Here is a 19,485-nt window from a genome sequence, read left to right on the forward strand (position 1 = left end):
CTTTAGGGGGTCACTTTAAATTGGCCGAAGGGGGTCACTTTCGATGGAATTTCCAATGTATCCATTCTCTGAACTTTCCGGCTTTCCTACTTGATAAGCAATAAGACAACGCAATAATCATTTTCAGATTGTAGAGGTTAATTGTTTTATTAGAAGACGAATAAGCTTTGTAAACCTGAGTTTCGTCCAAAAGTCCTTTCTTGAAAATGGATTTTATATTAGCTGTTACTGCACTCGGAAACACATCAAACAATTCGGCGATCTGGCAAACGGTTAACCATATTTCCCCATTAAAGGGAAATATGAAAACCGAATTTTCATTTATGAGAATATAACCTGTATTCATAACTGTATTGTTTATTGTGGTTGTTCGGCAATTACCTCATTATTACTCATCATTGCAGCAAAACTGTTTTTTACGGCAGACATATCCCGCATAATGGAGCTGTCAAGCACTTTTGCATAGTGTTGGGTCATTTGCAATTTGCGGTGTCCTAATATCCGGGCCACGTTTTCAATAGTAACCTGATTGGCCAAAAACACTACTGTTGCCGCAGTATGGCGAGCAACATGTGTGCTAAGCTTCTTTGTAATTCCGCATAAATCAGCGATTTCCTTCAAATAACAGTCGATTTGGATTTTGAGGCTCTTTGTCAGACAGTTACAAAGAGTGAATTTTGACGAGGTAACGAGTTGGTAACGGTTCTTTTAACTGGTCTTTACTTCATTTTGCATCTTTACCTAATAACTCTTATACAAAGATATATTTTTTAGATTCATTCTCCTCATAATATATAGAAAATAATCGACCGAGCTTACCCTTTATCCTTACATTCTTGTTTTACAGGCTCCATGTGAATCATTACATGGGCATCCGGACCGTATTGTTCCCGGAGTTTCCTCTCTATCTCTGTTATTTTCCTGTGGGTCTCTTCGAGGGTTGTATCGCCATCCATACGGATATGGAATTCTATGGCGCAACCGTTCCCTATTTTTCGGGTATATAGATTATGTAAGCCGCTCACTCCGTCGAACGAGCCGACAATTTTGCGGATTTCGCTCTCGGTCGCTGCCGGTAGCGACTTTTCCATCAACTCGTCAATGGCCGGTTTCATCAGCTGAACGGACGTCCTGATAATGAAAACACTTACCACAACGGCGGCAACCGGATCTAATACCGTCCATTTCTGACCAAGGAATACCGCCCCGCCAATGCCAACGGCCGTACCAATAGAAGATAGTGCGTCGCTGCGGTGATGCCATGCGTTGGCAACGACAACATCCGATTTCAGTTTCCGTCCCTGAATGACAGTATAGCGATATAATACCTCTTTCAAGATTATTGAGACTATAGCCGCCCAGAAAGCGATCATTCCGGGACTTTCAAGAGTCGCACCCTTGATTACCGCAATGATGTCTTTTGTACCGTTGTAGGCTATCATCGCGCCAACAAGAAGCAGGATGAACCCAATCATAAGTGTTGCCAGCGTCTCGAATTTACCGTGCCCGTATTTGTGTTCCTCGTCTTTGGGTTTGCTGGATATCTTAACGAAAACGATTACGATGATATCAGTCACGAAATCCGAAAGTGAATGTACCGCGTCGGCTATCATTGCCGCACTCCGCCCCAAGATACCGGCAGTGAATTTACCAAGTACCAGCAGCAGGTTTATAATACTACCGACAACGGTTACCTTATAAATGCCCCTTTCGCGCTCTTTTTTTGTAAAATTATCCATCTTCGATATAATTCCGAAACCTATCCGAACCACTCTTTAAACTCGCTCACCCGTGCTTTTGTTACCAGTATTTTATCTTTTGTGGGTACAATAAGATTAACCGATAGCCGTCCGTTGAACCAGAAATCAATATCCATAACCGCATCCTTAGCAATAATGTACTGTCTGTTGGCACGGAAGAAAACGTTGGGATTTAAACATTCAATCAGTTCTTCGAGCGTATGCGGGATAATATAAGATTCGTTGTTTTTAGAAATAGCCTTTACTACACCGCTGTCAATATAAAAACAGGCAATGGATTCAGTAGGCAACGGTAAAAGTTTGGTGCCCTTATTGGGAATGAGGAAATAGTTTTTATATTGTTTCTGCTCGTTCATAGACTTTATCAGTTGCGACAACGAGTGGTTGTCGTCCTGCTTTTTATCAGTCAGCAAAGCCAGTTTGTCCATAGCTCTTTTTATATCTTTCTCGCCGATGGGTTTTAATAGATAATCGATACTGTTTACTTTGAAGGCTTTTAGCGCGTATTCGTCATAAGCAGTGGTGAAAATAACGGGACAGGTTATCCGGATGTGTTCAAATATCTCGAAGGCAGAACCGTCGGCCAGGTGTATATCCATAAAGATAAGGTCGGGCATAGGGTTATCCCGTAGCCATTTGATACTCTCGATGATAGAATCAGTTATGCCTATTATCTTACATTGAGAAGCCACATCGGCCAGTAAAACTTTCAGGTTATTTACAGCAGCCTTTTCGTCTTCAATTATCAGGGTTCTCATGGTGGTTAGGGTTTATTAAAGGGATGCTGACACAAAACAGATTGTCTGTGTTATCAATCGTTATTTTTTTACCAAAAAGCAAACGATAGCGTTTAACCAGATTATCCAGCCCTATTCCTGTACCTGTACTGCTTGTTAACTTGGGCTGAATCCGGTTGCATACATGTAGCATACCGTCGGCGGTTGTTCTTACATTTACTTTCAGCGGATGGCGGTTGCTGATTTCGTTATGCTTAACGGCGTTTTCAATTAAAACCTGCAACGACATGGGAGGGAGCAGGTAGTTGTTGAATCTTTTATCCACTTCAAATTCGAAGGTTAGGGTATCCTCATAGCGCATTTCGAGCAGGAAAGTATACCCTTCGATAAATTCGAGCTCTTCGGAAAGCGTGGTTTTCTGCGAGTCGTTTTCCTGAAGCATGTAACGAAGGACATTGGAGAGTTCCTGTGTATAATTCTGTGCTTTTGCGGGTTCTTCGCGTATCAGCGACCGTAGGGTATTGAGGGAGTTGAAAAGCATGTGCGGATTGAGCTGGCTTTTGAGCGATTCGTATTGGCTGAGGATATTTTCGAGCTTTAGTTGCTGGTTCTCCAGAAGTATTTTTTGCTGCCTGCGGGTAATGTAAATAATGTAACAGCTACCTGTTACCACTCCCGAGATAATGAAGTCGCGGATAGGGTGTAAGTAGTGATGTGCCGTGGATTGTACGGCCAGTATATCGAACGTTTTGTGTAAATGATAAAACGCATTACTTATCAGGGTACTTACCAGCCAGCATAAAAGAAAAGAAAGTATAAACTTTTGCCAGCCTATTTTTGAGGTTGTTTTATTGAAGCAGAAAACAACTGTATTTAACCAGAAAAGGAAAAGAAGAGCCAGAAAGGAAAAGAAAATCTCATTGACTACTTCCAATGTCTGAATACCGGGAAAAACATTATGGTTTTCAAGATTGCCCAGCAAATCTATAATTTCAGGTATATGGATAAGGAAGCTGACTGCCACCGATATAATAACCAGCGACAGTTTGTATCTGTTTCCGTATTTCTTTCCATCATCGTTCATAAACAACAAAAGTAGTTATTTTTACAGAATTGAAGATGCGCCTCGGCATAGTTCAAATAAGTTTGATGCCTCACCCGGCTTTTACTCTATTTGTACAATCCTTGCATTAATGTACATTCCGGGACGAAATAATTCGTTGTTCTCCATCACTTTGGCATATACTTCGAGGGAGCGGTTGATGTTATCCACCGACTGTCCTACCGAAATAATCTCACCGCCAAACTTTTCGTCACCCATACCATTAACTCTGAACTCGATGCTATTGCCCACCTTTATTTTATTTAGGTCTTTTTCATAAGCTGTCAGTTTGATAAGCGTATTGCTTTTATCAATGATTTCGCACAAGGCTTCGCCTGCTGCGATGTGTTTACCTATATTCATTTGAAGGTTGGATATATAACCGCTTATAGGTGCCTGCACTTCGAGCAGGGAAAGTATGCCTTTTGTATGGAGTGCCTGCGGTGATACACCCAACATGGTGAGCTGTGCGGCGGCGGCATCCTTCCGGCTTTTCATAGAAAGGTAATCGGCTTTGCTCTGCTGAAATTTCTTTTGCGAGGCGGCTTCTTCTTTTGCGAGTATTTCCTGTCGTTTGTATTCTGTTTCCAGATATTCGCATTGGGCGAATGCATCCAGATAATTTTGTTGCAAGTTTATAAATTCAGGATTTTCAAGCGTAGCCAACAGTTCGCCTTTGCGTACATATTTACCCGGCAGCAATGACGTGTTTTTCACAATACCGTCGATAGACAGGGTAACGGATGCCTGCCGTTGTGGGGAAAGAACAAAAGTGCCGTTAAATGCAGCATCTCTAGCCAGCGATGTGGCAGAGGTTACAGCATCAACCTTTACCGTGTCTTTTGTTTCCAGTTCAACCTGTTCTGTATCAGGTTTCGATTCGTCCGCTTTTTCCGGATTCTCATTTTTCAGGTTGCTGCATCCCATCATCAATAGAAGGGTGGCAACTGTTATATAAATAGCTTTCATCATTTACTTTATTTGTTGTTATATAATTCGTATTCTAAAGCCGATACATTGTATTGGTATATCATTTCGATATAAGACTGTTTAATATCCAATGCACTGTTCATACTTTGTATAAAAACGCTTATATCCGTTTCGCTATGTTTCAGCTGTAATTCGGAAGAGCGAATCATGGCATCGGCTTCAGGCAATGCCGAGCTTTCAAAAAAGCGGATACTTTCATCATACTTACGCAGATCGGCTTTCAGTTCGTATACTTTGTTACTAAGCTGCCGGATATTGCCTTCAGCTTCATATTTTGCGATGTAAGCATCGTATTTTGCCTGTTTCACACGGCTGGATTGCGCATTGAACACAAGTGGGATGGATATGCCGACAGTCCACGAGTTCAGACCCTTGTCGGGTAGGATATTCTGCCGCTGATATCCCACGGAAAATTCAGGGAAGAAGCGGCTTTTCTCTACTTTCACCTGCGCTTCGGATTCGGATACCTTACTATTGAAATAAGAAAGATGGATAGAGGATAAGTCTGTTGTCATCATACCTACATCGTATTTACTCAAAAGGGTATCAGCCGGAATTACCGTATTTTCGGCATAACATATCCATTGTAGGCGGGCAGCGGCAACCTTGAATTCTTCTTCGGCCTGAAATACTTTATTTTTCATGGAAGCAGCCTGGGCAGAAGACATATTCTTTTCCAGCAGGGTAATTTCTCCCTGTTTATAACGCAGGTCGCCAGTTCGGAGAAGGATTTCGGCTAGTTTGCTTTGCTCATTCAGCAGTTGTTTTTTATGGTAGGTGTATTGGTAATAAGCCCATGTACGTTTGGCTTCGGCGACTATTTCTTTCTCTACCATGTCGCGGTAGTAGGTACTGGTATTTACCTGATGTTTTACCAATGCGTTTTTGTAAAAAGGGGTAACGATTGAGCCTACGGATTGAGAGACATTAAATTGCCGGTCATCCCGGTTGGTACTGTTAAGCTGTCCCCATGAATAATCGAAAGAAGTAGCTCCCAAATCCCATGATTCTCCTTTGGCTGCTTTGCTCCGGTCGATGGACGCTGTAGCGGATTTCAACCGCGGATTGTTTTCTTTTGCCATTTTTATCACTTCATCCAGTGTAACGGTCTGTTGTGCATGCATTTGTGCAGGTATAATCATTAATAATGCTAAAAGTCCGGTAAAAGTAATCAGTTTACTTTTTTTCCATCTCCGCCTATATACGGAGAATACGCCTATCAGGTGATAGAACACGGGAATGATTATCAGTGTGAGGAATGTTGAAACCAATAATCCTCCGATAACAACCGTTGCCAGCGGACGTTGTACTTCGGCTCCTGCTGAAGTAGCAATAGCCATTGGTACAAAACCGAGTGAAGCGACTAATCCGGTAAGGAATACCGGGCGGAGCAGATGCGGGGTTCCTTTCTTTATTATTTTATCTGTTGCCATTTTGTAAGTTGTACTTTTCGATAAGGCTTTGAAATGATTCAACATAAGAATACCGTTCAGCACAGATACGCCAAACAAAGCAATGAATCCTACACCTGCCGATATGCTGAACGGCAACCCTCTTATCCACAGGGCAAGCACACCACCTATCATGGATAGGGGCACGGTACTGAAAACCACGAGTGTATAAGTAAGGCTGCGGAAAGCAAAGAACAGGAGTAACAAAATCAGCAGTAAAGCAATAGGGATTACTACTAGCAGAGTGTTGATCGCATTTTGAAGGTTTTCGAATTGTCCGCCGTATTCAAAGTAATAACCGGGTTCAAGTTTTATATTTTCATCCAGCACAGTTTGGATTCTTCCTACTACCTGCTGTATATCGGCATCACGCACATTGACACCTATTACAATCCGCCGCTTGGTAGCATCACGGTTGATTTGCAGGGGGCCGCTGATCAGCTCTACTTGTGCCAATTCGGTAACGGGTATCTGTATGCCGTCGGTTGTGCGAATGAAAAACTTATTGAGGTTAAAGTCCTCCACTTTTTGTTGGTCGAGGCGGACTACTAAGTCAAAACGTCGCTCATTTTCAAATACAGTTCCGGCTGCTTCACCTGCGTAAGCGGTACGGATAATGTTGTTCAATTCTTCCACATCTACGCCATAGCGAGCCAGTTTGCTGCGGTCGTAGTTTACCACCAGTTGAGGCAGTCCCATTGCCTGCTCTACCAATACATCGTCGGCACCCGGTACTTGTTCGATATATTTGGATGCTTCCTTAGCTTTGGAATATAGTTCCTCCATGTCTTCGCCGTATAACTTGATGGCGATATCGGCTTTGGCTCCCGTCATCAATTCATTAAAACGTAACTGGATGGGCTGGCTGAAATTAAATTCTACATCGGGAATGGTGTCTAACGCTGCTTTCATTTTCTCTACCATTTCGGCTCGGGAGGATGCACTTGTCCATTCATCGAAAGGCTTCATTACGATCATAATATCGGCATCTTCTATCGCCATCGGATCGGTAGGAACTTCTGCCGTACCTATTTTTGCCACCACATGTTTTATTTCAGGGAAGTTATTCATAAGTATCTTTTCGGCTTCGTCCGAAGCTTCGATGCTACGGGTTAGTGAACTTCCGGCAGGCAAAGTCATCTGCATGGCAAAATCACCTTCGTCAAGGGTTGGGATAAATTCCGCCCCTAATTTCGTGAACAGTATGATACTGCCTCCCAGTACAAGGAATGCTATAGCAACGGTAGTCAGACTGAACCGCAAACATTTTTGCAGTAACCTTCTGTATAGCTTGTTTAACCAGTCAAAGAAACGGTCGGCAAAAGTACGTGTTTGTTTGATTGATTTTTTCAGAAAGAGAGATGCCATCATGGGCACATATGTTAACGACAAAATCAATGCACCGATAATACAAAACACGAGCGTCTTGGCCATTGGGGTAAAGTATTTACCTTCTATACCTTGCAACATCAATATAGGGAAGAATACAATGAGAATAATAAGCACCGCAAACGTGGCGGAATGCACAACACCTTTGGTGCCGTTGGCTATCTCATTATCCATTGCCTGAGGCGATAGCTTTTGCCCGTAAAATTGTTTCGTGTATAGATGGGCGAGTATTCCTTCGACTATAACAATAGAGCCATCGACCACAATACCGAAGTCTATTGCTCCGAGGCTCATCAGGTTTGCCGATACTCCGAACAGCCGCATCATGATAAATCCGAAGAGCATGGATAAAGGAATAACAGAGGCAACGATTAGTCCGGCTCTTACGTTCCCGAGGAAAATTATCAGAACAAGAAAAACAATCAAAGCTCCTTCTATAAGATTGCGGATAACAGTTGATATGTTGCGGTTTACAAGTTCAGAACGGTTAAGGTATGGTTCTATGCTGACACCCTCGGGTAGCATTTTCTGCACAAGTTCCACTCTTTTTTCCAGTTCGGCGGTCACCACATTGGCATTCGCACCTTTCAGCATCATGGCAATGCCGCCCACACATTCTCCCTGCCCGTCTTTGGTCATCGCCCCGAAACGTTTAGGCGAACCGTAACCCACCCTGCCGATATCGTCAATATGGATAGGGATACCGCCCCGGTTGGTTATGACAACTTGCTCTATATCCCTAAGACTTTTTATCATTCCTTCGGAACGAATATAATAGGCCTTGCTGTCTTTTTCGATGTAGCTTCCTCCTGTGTTCTGGTTGTTTTTGTGCAGGGCCTCAAAAACTTCGCCAATGGTAATATTGAGTGAATAAAGGGCATCGGGGTCTACTGCTACTTCGTATTGCTTCATGTATCCACCGAAGCTATTGATTTCTACAATTCCGGGTATGCCGGAGAGTTGGCGTTTTACAATCCAGTCTTGTATGGTTCGCAGCTCCATGGCGTCGTACCGGTCTTCATAGCCTGGTGCAACTTCAAGTACATACTGGTAAATCTCTCCTAGCCCTGTTGTGATAGGCATCAGTTCGGGAACGCCCAGTTCCGAAGGGATTTCTCCTGCTACGGTTTGTATCTGTTCGTTTATTAGTTGCCGCGCATCAAGAGTAGGCACATTTTCCTTGAAAACAACAGTTACCAGTGAAAGACCAAAGCGCGAAACTGAACGTATTTCCACTACATTCATAATATTGCTCATAGCCACTTCGATAGGAAAGGTGATTAGTTGTTCTACTTCCTGTGGTGCGAGCGTAGGTGAAACGGTTACGATCTGTACCTGGTTGTTGGTTATATCAGGAACAGCGTCTACGGGAAGGGTGAGCATGGCATAAATACCTGCAACGAGGAGGATCAATGTCATAAATCCGACAAAGAGTTTCCTCTTTACCGAAAACCGGATTATTTTATCAAACATACAATTTGTTGTTAATAATTTGTATGCAAAGGTATGGCGGGAAGGGGTATGGCCAAACTGCAAAGCATGTGAACTGGCCGGATTGAGGGGTGAGTTATCTTATTGGGGGTGTGAATTTATTATTTATAATCTGTGCCAGCTCACGAAGTCTGCACTCCAAATATATACCCTACCAAAGCAGATATAAACATTGCTACAGTTCCCCAGAAACATATTCTGGCAATGGATTTATATATATTAGAACCTCCCATTTTTGCGGCGACTGCCCCTGATACGGCCAGAAATAGAATAGCAAACCCATATTGGCAGAAAACCATTCCTTTTATCGGTGCCAAAACGGATACGAGGAAAGGTAGTATCCCTCCTGAAATAAATGAAGCGGCAGAAGCCATTGCTGCCTGCAAAGGGTTTGGCTTAGTTAGGTCATTAATGCCCAGTTCGTCGCGAGCATGGGCTTCCAACGCATTATGTTTCATCAATTGTATGGCAACGGAGTGTGCCAACTCTTTGTCTAATCCTCTTCCTTCATAAATACCGGCTAATTCTTCAACTTCCTGTTCGGGCATAGTTGTTAATTCTGACTTTTCGCGGTTAAGGTCGGCGGTTTCCACATCGGTTTGCGAACTTACGGAAACGTATTCGCCTGCTGCCATGGAGCAGGCTCCCGCAACTAATCCGGCTAAAGCAGCCAGGACGATGGAGTTTCTGGAGGTATCGGCTGCCGCCACTCCGATTACAATACTGGTGGTGGATAAAATACCATCGTTTGCTCCTAAGACTGCTGCTCTTAACCAGTTCGTGCGGTTCGTAAAATGTTTTTCGCGATGCATGATATCTTAGTTGATAATTTGTTTAATTATTAACATTGTATGCATGATATTTGTTTTGCCTGCTCTTGATTATAGCGTGTAGCACTAAATATGAGGAGTATTATCTAATCTTTCACTCCTGTTACTGTAATGGAATAAATACCAACATTCCCTTTCCTATATTTTTCAATCGTTTTTTCATCTAAATGTTCTTCCAAAACTTCATCAGGAATAAGAACGGTTTTTGTTCGTTTAATTTTAATATCCTCAAAATTGGCTTTTTTTATTTCTGATAGATAATCTTCTTTCTGAATAGCACTGGCAATACAACCCGCATACATCGAAGCATTATCCGTAAATTCTTTTGGAAATGCACCGTTCAATACTACATCCGAAATGCAGAAATGTCCTCCGGGTTTTAATACACGGTATATTTCTTTGAAGATTTTATCCTTTTCTGGTAACAGGTTTAAAACGCAGTTACTTACTACAATATCAATTGAATTATCCAGCAGGGGGATATTTTCAATATCCCCCTCAATAAACTCCACATTGGCATAACCTCGCTTAGCTGCGTTCTTTCGTGCTTTTTCAATCATTTGTGGCGAGAAATCAATACCGATAACTTTACCTGTTTCGCCTACTTCGGCTCTGGCGATAAAACAGTCGTTACCAGCTCCTGAACCTAAATCCAATACTGTATCGCCTTCTTTTATACCTGCATATTCGGTTGGAAGTCCGCAGCCTACACCCAGATCAGCATCAGCTTCATAACCTTTTAGTTTGCTATAATCTTCACTCATTATAGTATATACTTTCTTCGAAAGTGCGGTAGGGTTTGTACCACAACAACATTTGCTTTTCAGTTCATCAGCGGTGAGTGCTAATTCGCTGTAGCGTTGTTTTACGAGTTCTTTTTTTGATTGATTATTGGATGTTGTTAATACTTCCGATATTTCTTTCTCACTTGGTACTTTTCCCTGTATTACAACATGATTATTTATCACAATGGCAGGAGTAGAAAGTACATTGTACTTCATTATCTCCATTATATCTTCTTCTTTTTTAAGAGTAGCTGTACTGTTTGTATCTGCAATTACCTTTGCTACCCTTTCATAGGTTGTTTTACAGTTGGGGCAACCTGTGCCCAATACGATTATTTCCATATCTGTTTAGTTTTTATTCTTATTTGATATAAAAAAGTCTGTGACCTTAGATATTCATTACTATATAATATATTCCCACGATGATAAATACAGCCGAAACAATACGCCTGAACCATACTTCAAAACTTTTCATCCTGTTATAGAACTTGCCTACATTCGACATACTGTAAGCCAACAGATAAGCGATAATGATAACAGGCAGACCGGTTGCTATGGCAAATACAGGCGGTAGAAGCAAACCTGATGCGCTGCTGATTGTCATAGGTATAAGTATACCGAAATACAATACACCGCTATAAGGGCAAAAAGCCAATGCAAACAATACACCCAGAAGAAAAGCGTTCAGGTAGTTCTTTTTCATTTTCTTTTCACCAACTTTCGATGTGAGTTTACTCAATGCAGGAATATTGAATTTGATAACATCGAGCATCAGAATACCGATAACAATTAAGGCTATTCCCAAGTATAAACCGCTAATATTTTGCAGCAATTTGGCTACCTGAAATTTACTTGCACCAAAATAAAATACCAATCCTAACGCCGTATAGCTGAAAGTACGCCCAAGTGTATAAAATATTCCATTGAGAAGTACACGCTTTTTATCGGCTATATCTTTACTTAGGTAGGCTGTTGCCGTTATATTGGTTGCTAATGGGCAAGGGCTTATAGCTGTCATTAAGCCTAATATAAAAGCCGTAAATACAGGAATATCCGAATTATCTACTATCTGTTGAAGAAACTCCATCAGTCAATACGTTTATTAACTTCTTCTTTTATCAGGTTGGTAAGTACATCAGGCGAGTTCACCGCATTGGCAAAAGCCTTTTCGGTTAAATCCGTTGAGTTTTCCCCTTTGGCGATAAGCAGGGAACTGAAAGCAATTTCGTACTTTTCCACTAAATCTTTGTTTGTGGATTCATCTATGTTTATTTCCGTATATTTCACTTTCGGATTATCCTTGTAATTCTCGGCTATTGCATTTTTAGTTACATTCTCAATCGCTATACAGGTTCTACAGCGTTGTTTGCCGTGAAAATAATAGACGTTCACAACCGAAGCGTCCGCCGTTGTTATGGTCTGTTCCTGTGTTGGGTTTTCCGCTTGTTTGTTTTCGGTTTTGTTTCCGCAAGCTATAAAGAATACAGCAAGCAATACGATTAAGATACTTTTGTTCATACGATTAATGATTTGTTAGTTTTACATGATACTTATTTGTAATATTTCTTTTTGAGGCAAAAGGCTATATTTACCAAAAGGATGAGTACAGGAACTTCGACAAGCGGACCGACTACGCCTGCAAAGGCTTGTCCGCTGTGTAAACCGAATACACCGATAGCGACTGCAATAGCCAGTTCAAAGTTGTTGCCTGTGGCTGTAAATGCTATCGAAGCGTTTTTATCATAGGATGCTCCCATTAATTTGCCTGCAAAGAAGCTAAGGAAGAACATTACCACGAAATAGATAAGTAGCGGTATGGCTATGCGTACTACATCTAACGGTATCTGTACTATAAGTTCACCTTTGAGGCTGAACATTAATACAATAGTAAATAATAATGCTATCAGGGTAATCGGTGAAATGGCAGGGATAAATTTCTCTTTATACCATTGTTCACCTTTGATTTTTACCAATATAAAACGGCTAAGAATACCCATGAGAAAAGGAATACCTAAATAGATAGCAACTGTTTCTGCTATCGTCCCTATGGATATATCCACTATCGCACCTTCAAAACCGAATAACGGAGGCAATTTGGTTACGAATATCCAAGCGTAGAAGCTATAAAAGAACACCTGAAAGATACTATTCAGGGCAACTAAACCTGCACCGTATTCTGTATTGCCTTCTGCTAAGTCGTTCCATACAAGCACCATTGCGATACATCTTGCTAAACCTATTAGAATAACGCCGACCATATATTCAGGATAATCGTGTAGAAACAGGATAGCAAGTACAAACATTAATACAGGCCCGATAATCCAATTCAGGATTAGCGATATGGATAATATCTTTATGTTGGAAAATACTTTCGGCAGTTGTTTATAATCTACTTTTGCCAGTGGCGGGTACATCATCAGGATAAGACCGATTGCCAGAGGTATGTTTGTCGTTCCACTTGACATAGAATCTATATAACCGCTGAATGAGGGAATGAAATAGCCCAATCCTACACCGATAGCCATTGCAAGGAATATCCAAAGGGTTAAGTTCTTATCTAAGAAACTCATTTTTCTTTTACTCATAGCTTTTTATCTTACTTGTATATAATTCGTAAAATGCCTTTTTAATTTCATCTCTTACCCTGATATATTCCGATTGTATAAATTCGGGCGTTCCTGTAGCTTCGGAAGGGTCGTCAAAACCAATATGCAAACGGTTCTTTACCTTTCCTGAAAAAGTAGGGCAATTTTCATTTGCACCACCGCAAACGGTTATTACATAACCCCATTGTTCACCTATATATTTTTCTACACTGTCAGATGTATAGTGAGAAATATCCACGCCTACATCCTGCATTACTTCTATGGCCTTAGGGTTTACTTTTCCGCTTGCTTGTGTTCCTGCGGAATATACCAATAGTTTAGGGTCAAATGATTGTAAAAAACCGTGTGCCATTTGGCTACGACAGCTATTGCCTGTACAGAGAATTAAAATTTTAGGCGGTATTTGTTTTATTACAAGTTGCCAATGTCCTACATCACGCCACTGGTCGAACTTCCAGCCAATTTCTTTCATATGTGATGCCTGTTTGAAGCCGAATTTTTCATGCAGGCGTACACTGCTTTCATTGGGAATACATATTCCTGCTATCAGGGCGTGTACATCGTCTTTATGTATTTCTTTGAAAAGATGCTGATACAGGATTGTGCCTATTCCTTTACCCTGCAAATCCTTATCTAAATAGATAGTAACTTCTTTTGTGGATGAATAGGCGCAACGGTTATTCCAGTTATGCAGGTAACAATAGCCTGCTATTTTGCCGTTAATGTCTCCTACGTAGTAAGGAAATCCTTCATCTAAAAAGCCTTTGATACGCTGCTGCATTTCGCTTTCGCTTACGGCTGCCGTTTCAAAAGTAATGGCTGTGTTTTCTACGTAGTAGTTATAAATTCTGCAAATCTCTTTTGCATCTTCTAATGTCACTTCCCTAATTTTCATATATTATATAGTAATTCGTAATTATACAGACAATTCGCAATTCGTAAAAACACGAACTTTTAAAACAAATTTTTTATTTGCTTTTGCAGCTTTCTTCATTATTGATTTCAACGAATAATGCCGAAAACAGACTTTTTGCTTTTTGCCAATTCTCCTGATTGATACAATATTTTATGGTAGGCAGCGTGATAGTTCCCTGTATCAATCCTGCGTCTTTCAGTTCATTCAGATGTTGCGACAAAGTACTTTTGGCAATGGGCAGTATTTCCGACATATCGCCATGATAACAACAAGATTGATTCGCAAGCATTTGGAGGATAGCTATACGAATAGGGTGGCCTAACGCTTTTGCGAAACGTGCAAGTTGTTCTTGTTCGGCTGTAAGTTCTTTCTTCGACATATCATTTATTATTTATCGTTCGCAAATATACGAATATGCTTTTAATTCACAAGTTCACGAACCGTTAATTTATAAAATCGCTATGCTTGTTAGATAACGAAAAACACCTGATATTAAAATGGTATTAAACCATTTAATATCAGGCATGCAATGTATATTCCTATCCTTTTTAGGCAGACAATGCGACATCATAAGGAATGGATATGTAGACCGTTTTCAGGAAAACAATTTTTCCGCATAAATGGGATTATAAAACTTAAATATTCAAAAGACTATCCTCAAAATCTCAGAATTCTTTCCTTTTGAATAAAAATGTTCAATTACCTCCCCTATATCCTTTACCTGCCCGACCTTTATTCGAATTGCTGCCTGGAGAAGTTCCGTTTGTGCATCCTTTACACACACCCGAATTATTTATAGAACCTTTATTCCCTCTGTGCTGATTCCCTTTTTCGCTGTTTGTATTTTGTCCTTGTTTTCCTTTCTGCTGATATTTATTGCCTTGTCCCGGATTTGAAGAGATAATTTCCTGATAAGTGGTTTCATCCAATAATGAAGGTGTATAGTTACTTCCTGATAATGTAATTTGACGTACTACAGCCCTGAGATGATTTGTAGAACTTTTCAGCAAATTAGAAACAATAATTTTGATGTTCGGGTTTGATATATTTCTCAGAACATTGTTATAAGTAATAATATTTTCCTCTTCCAATCGGGCAATTGCCGTATAGGCAGTTTCCAGAGTATTGCCCGTAACAAGCAGTTCATTGTACCGATTTTGCCTGTATTCATCAGCAAATAATCCATTAGGACTTAGCGCAGGATATTCTATTTCATAATAATCCAGAAGCCTCTCAATGGTAGCTATATGTGTTGCTTCGGCAGTACCGATTCTTGAAAACTGCACGGCTGTAGGATAGAGAGATGAAAATGCAAGATTCAGGTCGCGAGACATTTTTTCATCTTCCCTCAATGCATATAAAAACTCTATTTCGTCAGCCGTCAAAGGAGATGTTGCGTCCAGTACCGGACAAATATTGTCCACTATAAAAGAAGAAATTCCTTCATCAGAAACCTTTAGAAGGCTTACTGGTTCTGAATTGCCGGTTCCCGTATTATCATCGAAATCATTTTCGCTACTGCATGAAAACAACATAAATGAAAATACCATAAATAAAAATGCAAATAATTTGTTATTAATATTCATGTTTTTTAGTTTTTAAAGAATGAATGAGCTGATAAATCTATTTATTAACCGTATAAGATAGAATATACCCTACCTGCCTGATTAAATAAGGATGCCAGCTTGAATTAAAGTGGCATCCCTGTTGATAGTATCGTATATTTTATTTTTTCCGACCTTTCTTTTGACCCGTTCCATCTTGGGGTTTAGTACCTACCGGTGTTCCCGTTCCTTTACAATTACCGGAACAAGTTCCATTTTCAAAATTATCGCAAACTCCATTTTTATTTACATCAATAAAATTGACGCATGTTTTGTTAGTACCCGGAAGAAGAACACATGGCCTTTCTTTGTTCGGCTTTTGAGTTTGATTTTTACCTTTTCCGTTCCCGTTTCCATTTTGTGCAGATGCAACTCCCATTGACAGAACAATGGCTAAGGCTGCCATGAATAGTTTTGTTTTCATTTTTTCATTTTTAAATTAATAAATCAGATCATTTCATATTTCGAAATATGGAATGTTTTATTTATTAACCGCATGAGCTTAATTTTACCCTACCTGCTTTTAAAATAAAATTTCAAGAAAAATCATAGGAGTAAACGGAGTCGCTTTTGTATAAACGTTTGTAACATCTTTTTTATTGGAGAAAACATAGCTGTATTTTGTGTTTTCATTATTCAGTACATTCAAAACGGATACTCCTGTCTGCAACTGGCAGAACTTAAATTTATGATTATAAGTAACTCCAATGTCCAATCTGTTATAATCCTTATTGGATTCCTGAACTGGGCTGTTTCCCAGACCTGTACCTTGTCCACCTTTAAACGCGGGAGAAAATCCGCTCCCGAAAACGTAATTTGCAGATAGGGTAAATCTCTCGATAGAGAAAATACTTCCCAGCTTAACCTCATGCCCGGTTTCATCTTTTCGCTCCGATATATTACAAAGGGAATAGGAACCGAAAAGAGAAACATTGTTGAACTCTTTTTTCAGTAACAGATCTACGCCCGCAATATCCACATCTGTCTTGTATATGTCTTTTGACAAACGGATAATATTTTTGTTTTTTTTGTAATACCCTTCCAGGCTGATTAAAAATCCGTTTTTGCTGAAAGCCAAACCGGCAAGGGTATGCATCGCGGACATTATGCTATCCTCCTGTATTTTCCATACAAAATTGGTATACTCATCAGTTTGTATTGGAATACGGGAAATGTACTGGCGATACAGCCCCCATGAGGCCGTTGCAGTTACTGCCTCGGAAAGAGTATACCTCCCTGAAAAACGAGGTTGGACATATACCTTATTGCTTGCGAAGTCAGCTCGTATACTTCCGTCCAGAGAGAATTTCCCCCAGGAAAATTTGTCCAAAAGATATATAGAAGGTACGGTAAAATTATTTTTTACTTCATTTACCTTGTCTTTATAAAAAAGAATTTCCCCACCTACCTCAATTTGCTGATGTTTACCCCAGTTAAAGGTGTGGTTCAAATCTATTCCGGCTTCTTCTATTTTGTTCTTTGTTGAAATGCTTATTTCAGGTTGGGACTGATTTCCCTGAAGCCTTGTAATACGGTCGTTTTGCGTATTTAATTGAGAATATTTTACCTTCAGCCGGGATGATGACGAATTGCCCCATACTTTGTTATACATAGCGCTTCCGGCATATTGGTGGTTGTTTTGCGAAGCACTCAGGTCGTATTTATCTTCTTTCGAAACCGAATAATCGAAATCATCATTTGATGTATAAAGTGATATGTGGTAATTATCGTTGCCCGAAGTATTTCCAATATATTTCAAGTTGATGTCATTGAATTTATAGTCAGGAGACAAGTAAATTTCACTTATATTTTGCTGGGGTTTATTATTACCGTTTCCTTTACCTTGCCCATTGCTTTTGTTGATACTGTTTTTACCATACGGATTCAATTCTTCCACATCATACAGGTTATAAAATGTCTGCCTGTAAGACGCCATCAGAACTGAACGTTTTGACACAGGGATAGAACCAAATACATTTGCCGTCAGGTTGCTTACTGTTGCTTTGAGGACAGGTTTATCCCGGTTTCCGTCGATTCCTGTAATTTCGGCTATCGCTCCGGTCCTGTTTCCGAATGAGGCATCATAACCGCCTTTTAGCAACCTGATATCTTTTACCATGTATGGGTTAATAAAACTGATATGGTCGCTAAAACTTTTTAATCCGAAAAGAGTAAACCCGTCAAATGTAATTTTACTTTCGCCGTTATTGCCTCCCCACACTATCAGATCCTCAGATGGTTCTCCTGACGCCCTTACCCCCGGCATCATGCGAAGCAGGTTGAAAACAGAATTATCTCCGCTTCCCGGCATCTGCCTGGCGACAGTATAATTGAGCCTTATTTCTCCGGATGTTTTCCCCGACTGCATCATCATTGCACTTGAAGATGGTGATACTATCACTTCCGGCATCAATATCAGGCCGGGGCTTACATTTAATGTGTGATGCCCGTGCGAAAGAATCGTATCTATGCTATTGTATCCCAAATAACTGGTTTGAATGCGAGTCGAACTCTTATCTCCCTTGAGAAAAAAATATCCGTTTTCATCTGTAACTATTGTTCCCTGATCAGTAGTAATGTAGGTATAAGGTAATTTTTCTTCGTTGGTACAATCTTTCACAATACCTGATATTGTATATTGTTTTTTTAGAGGAAGAATTTTTTCGATTTCTTTTTTGGGATAAATAACATATACATTTCCGGTTTTCTTGTATGCCAGTGGTTTATCTTTCAGAAGAAAGGTCATAGCATCATCAACAGATTTGAAAACTTTCTTTTCTGTAATTATATATTTAGAAACGGCCTTAGTGTCGAAAGATACCTCTATACCCAGGCTTTGAAGGACTTTATCTAAGGATTCATTGGCCACATGGACTTTTATCTCCTGTGCATAAATCACAGGAGACGTACAAAACAGTAATATAAATACAATAAGGAATCTGCTCAAATCATTTCTTTATTTTAAGTTTTATACCAAAGGGTTCTTGTATAATTTGTAAAACATCTTCCGGATTATCCAGTTTTGTAAAATTTCCACTATAAATGTAGTTAATATTTTCAGGAGCAACGATCTCAATATTGTATTGCCTTTCGATTTCCCTGATAACATTCACAAGTGGTTCCTCATTAAACACGAACTTATTTTTTGTCCAGCTTATTTTTTGTTCTATATCCTCATTTTCTACAGATTGTAATGTGTTATTCTCAAAAACAGTTTGCATACCTTTAGTAAGTATTACCGACTGGTTACCGGCTTTAACCTTTACTTTTCCCGATAAACAAGCCACATTATATTGTCCCGTGCGCGAAAGTATATTAAAGCTTGTTCCTAGAACCATAACAATTTCCGAACCTGATCGCACTTCAAATTCGCTACCCTTTTGCACATCAAAATAGGCTTCTCCTTCAAGTTTTACGTCCCTTGATATTCTCCACCAAAATGGTTTGTAGGTTAATTTGCTTTCGGCATTTATTATTGTCCGGGAACCATCCGGCAAATTCAGCGTATAATGTTGTCCGCGTGGTACGGTAATATCTTTGGTATACAAAAAAGCAATAGAAGGAATTATGATAGCCAATAGAACTGCCGCAACACCGGCGTATAAAAATACCGGACGTTTATATAAAGGAATTTTCTTTTTCTCATCATCTTCCAATCCTGCAAAATTTTCCGCCCAAATCTCATCTTTTGATTTAGTCCATTTGGGCTTTATTTTGATATTTTCCGTTTTCATTGTTACAAAAGTTTTGTTTTTAAAAACTGTAATGCTGGAAATTCCATCGAAAGTGACCCCCTTCGGCCAATTTAAAGTGACCCCCTAAAG

General features: G+C 40.0%; 16 protein-coding genes and 3 pseudogenes. All 19 read right to left on the reverse strand.

Annotated features, from left to right (window positions below; all coding sequences use genetic code 11):
- Positions 1-357 precede the first annotated feature (357 nt).
- Positions 358-636 (reverse strand): annotated as a pseudogene (locus D0T51_RS11225) (tyrosine-type recombinase/integrase); the annotation flags it as partial.
- A 179-nt stretch (positions 637-815) separates the two neighbouring features.
- Positions 816-1,739 (reverse strand): cation diffusion facilitator family transporter, encoded by a 924-nt coding sequence (locus tag D0T51_RS11230; protein WP_163274173.1) that lies wholly within the window; start codon positions 1,737-1,739, stop codon positions 816-818.
- A 20-nt stretch (positions 1,740-1,759) separates the two neighbouring features.
- Positions 1,760-2,518, reverse strand: a complete 759-nt coding sequence (locus D0T51_RS11235) for a LytTR family DNA-binding domain-containing protein (RefSeq protein ID WP_163274172.1) — start codon at positions 2,516-2,518, stop codon at positions 1,760-1,762.
- Positions 2,499-3,581 (reverse strand): sensor histidine kinase, encoded by a 1,083-nt coding sequence (locus D0T51_RS11240; RefSeq protein ID WP_163274171.1) that lies wholly within the window; start codon positions 3,579-3,581, stop codon positions 2,499-2,501. The genes D0T51_RS11235 and D0T51_RS11240 overlap by 20 nt, the downstream gene beginning before the upstream one ends.
- An 81-nt stretch (positions 3,582-3,662) precedes the next feature.
- Positions 3,663-4,568, reverse strand: coding sequence for an efflux RND transporter periplasmic adaptor subunit (locus D0T51_RS11245; protein WP_163274175.1), 906 nt, complete (start codon positions 4,566-4,568; stop codon positions 3,663-3,665).
- A gap of 8 nt (positions 4,569-4,576) precedes the next feature.
- The gene (locus tag D0T51_RS11250; RefSeq protein ID WP_163729384.1) at positions 4,577-8,902 is read right to left on the reverse strand and encodes a CusA/CzcA family heavy metal efflux RND transporter; all 4,326 of its coding nucleotides are present in this window, start codon (positions 8,900-8,902) and stop codon (positions 4,577-4,579) included.
- A gap of 140 nt (positions 8,903-9,042) precedes the next feature.
- A complete protein-coding gene (locus D0T51_RS11255; protein WP_163729386.1) occupies positions 9,043-9,732 on the reverse strand; it encodes a VIT family protein in 690 nt (229 codons plus the stop codon).
- 104 nt (positions 9,733-9,836) lie between these two features.
- The gene (arsM, locus tag D0T51_RS11260; RefSeq protein WP_348524303.1) at positions 9,837-10,667 is read right to left on the reverse strand and encodes an arsenite methyltransferase; all 831 of its coding nucleotides are present in this window, start codon (positions 10,665-10,667) and stop codon (positions 9,837-9,839) included.
- Positions 10,662-10,877: pseudogene (locus tag D0T51_RS12390) on the reverse strand (thioredoxin family protein); the annotation flags it as partial. The pseudogene D0T51_RS12390 and the gene arsM, both read right to left, overlap by 6 nt.
- A gap of 46 nt (positions 10,878-10,923) precedes the next feature.
- A complete protein-coding gene (locus D0T51_RS11265; protein ID WP_163729388.1) occupies positions 10,924-11,622 on the reverse strand; it encodes an aromatic aminobenezylarsenical efflux permease ArsG family transporter in 699 nt (232 codons plus the stop codon).
- On the reverse strand, positions 11,622-12,053 hold the full coding sequence (locus D0T51_RS11270) for a nitrophenyl compound nitroreductase subunit ArsF family protein (protein WP_163729390.1): 432 nt from the start codon (positions 12,051-12,053) through the stop codon (positions 11,622-11,624). Before D0T51_RS11270 ends, D0T51_RS11265 begins: the two co-directional genes overlap by 1 nt.
- 32 nt (positions 12,054-12,085) lie before the next feature.
- On the reverse strand, positions 12,086-13,120 hold the full coding sequence (gene arsB, locus D0T51_RS11275; protein WP_163729392.1) for an ACR3 family arsenite efflux transporter: 1,035 nt from the start codon (positions 13,118-13,120) through the stop codon (positions 12,086-12,088).
- Complete coding sequence (locus tag D0T51_RS12325; protein WP_280779309.1) at positions 13,113-13,544, reverse strand: arsenate reductase ArsC; 432 nt, start codon at positions 13,542-13,544, stop codon at positions 13,113-13,115. Before D0T51_RS12325 ends, arsB begins: the two co-directional genes overlap by 8 nt.
- Before the next feature lie 42 nt (positions 13,545-13,586).
- Positions 13,587-14,036 (reverse strand): annotated as a pseudogene (locus tag D0T51_RS12330) (N-acetyltransferase family protein); the annotation flags it as partial.
- A gap of 73 nt (positions 14,037-14,109) precedes the next feature.
- Positions 14,110-14,436: a helix-turn-helix transcriptional regulator gene (locus D0T51_RS11285; RefSeq protein ID WP_163729397.1), complete on the reverse strand. Its 327-nt coding sequence runs from the start codon at positions 14,434-14,436 to the stop codon at positions 14,110-14,112.
- 316 nt (positions 14,437-14,752) lie between these two features.
- Positions 14,753-15,643 (reverse strand): DUF2202 domain-containing protein, encoded by an 891-nt coding sequence (locus D0T51_RS11290; RefSeq protein ID WP_163729398.1) that lies wholly within the window; start codon positions 15,641-15,643, stop codon positions 14,753-14,755.
- A gap of 139 nt (positions 15,644-15,782) precedes the next feature.
- Positions 15,783-16,085, reverse strand: a complete 303-nt coding sequence (locus tag D0T51_RS11295; RefSeq protein ID WP_163729400.1) for a hypothetical protein — start codon at positions 16,083-16,085, stop codon at positions 15,783-15,785.
- A 99-nt stretch (positions 16,086-16,184) separates the two neighbouring features.
- On the reverse strand, positions 16,185-18,608 hold the full coding sequence (locus D0T51_RS11300) for a TonB-dependent receptor plug domain-containing protein (RefSeq protein WP_163729401.1): 2,424 nt from the start codon (positions 18,606-18,608) through the stop codon (positions 16,185-16,187).
- Between the two features lies 1 nt (position 18,609).
- A complete protein-coding gene (locus D0T51_RS11305) occupies positions 18,610-19,395 on the reverse strand; it encodes a FecR family protein (protein WP_163729403.1) in 786 nt (261 codons plus the stop codon).
- Positions 19,396-19,485 lie beyond the last annotated feature (90 nt).

This window comes from Parabacteroides sp. 52 (genome assembly GCF_010500925.1).
Lineage (GTDB): Bacteria > Bacteroidota > Bacteroidia > Bacteroidales > Tannerellaceae > QVMG01.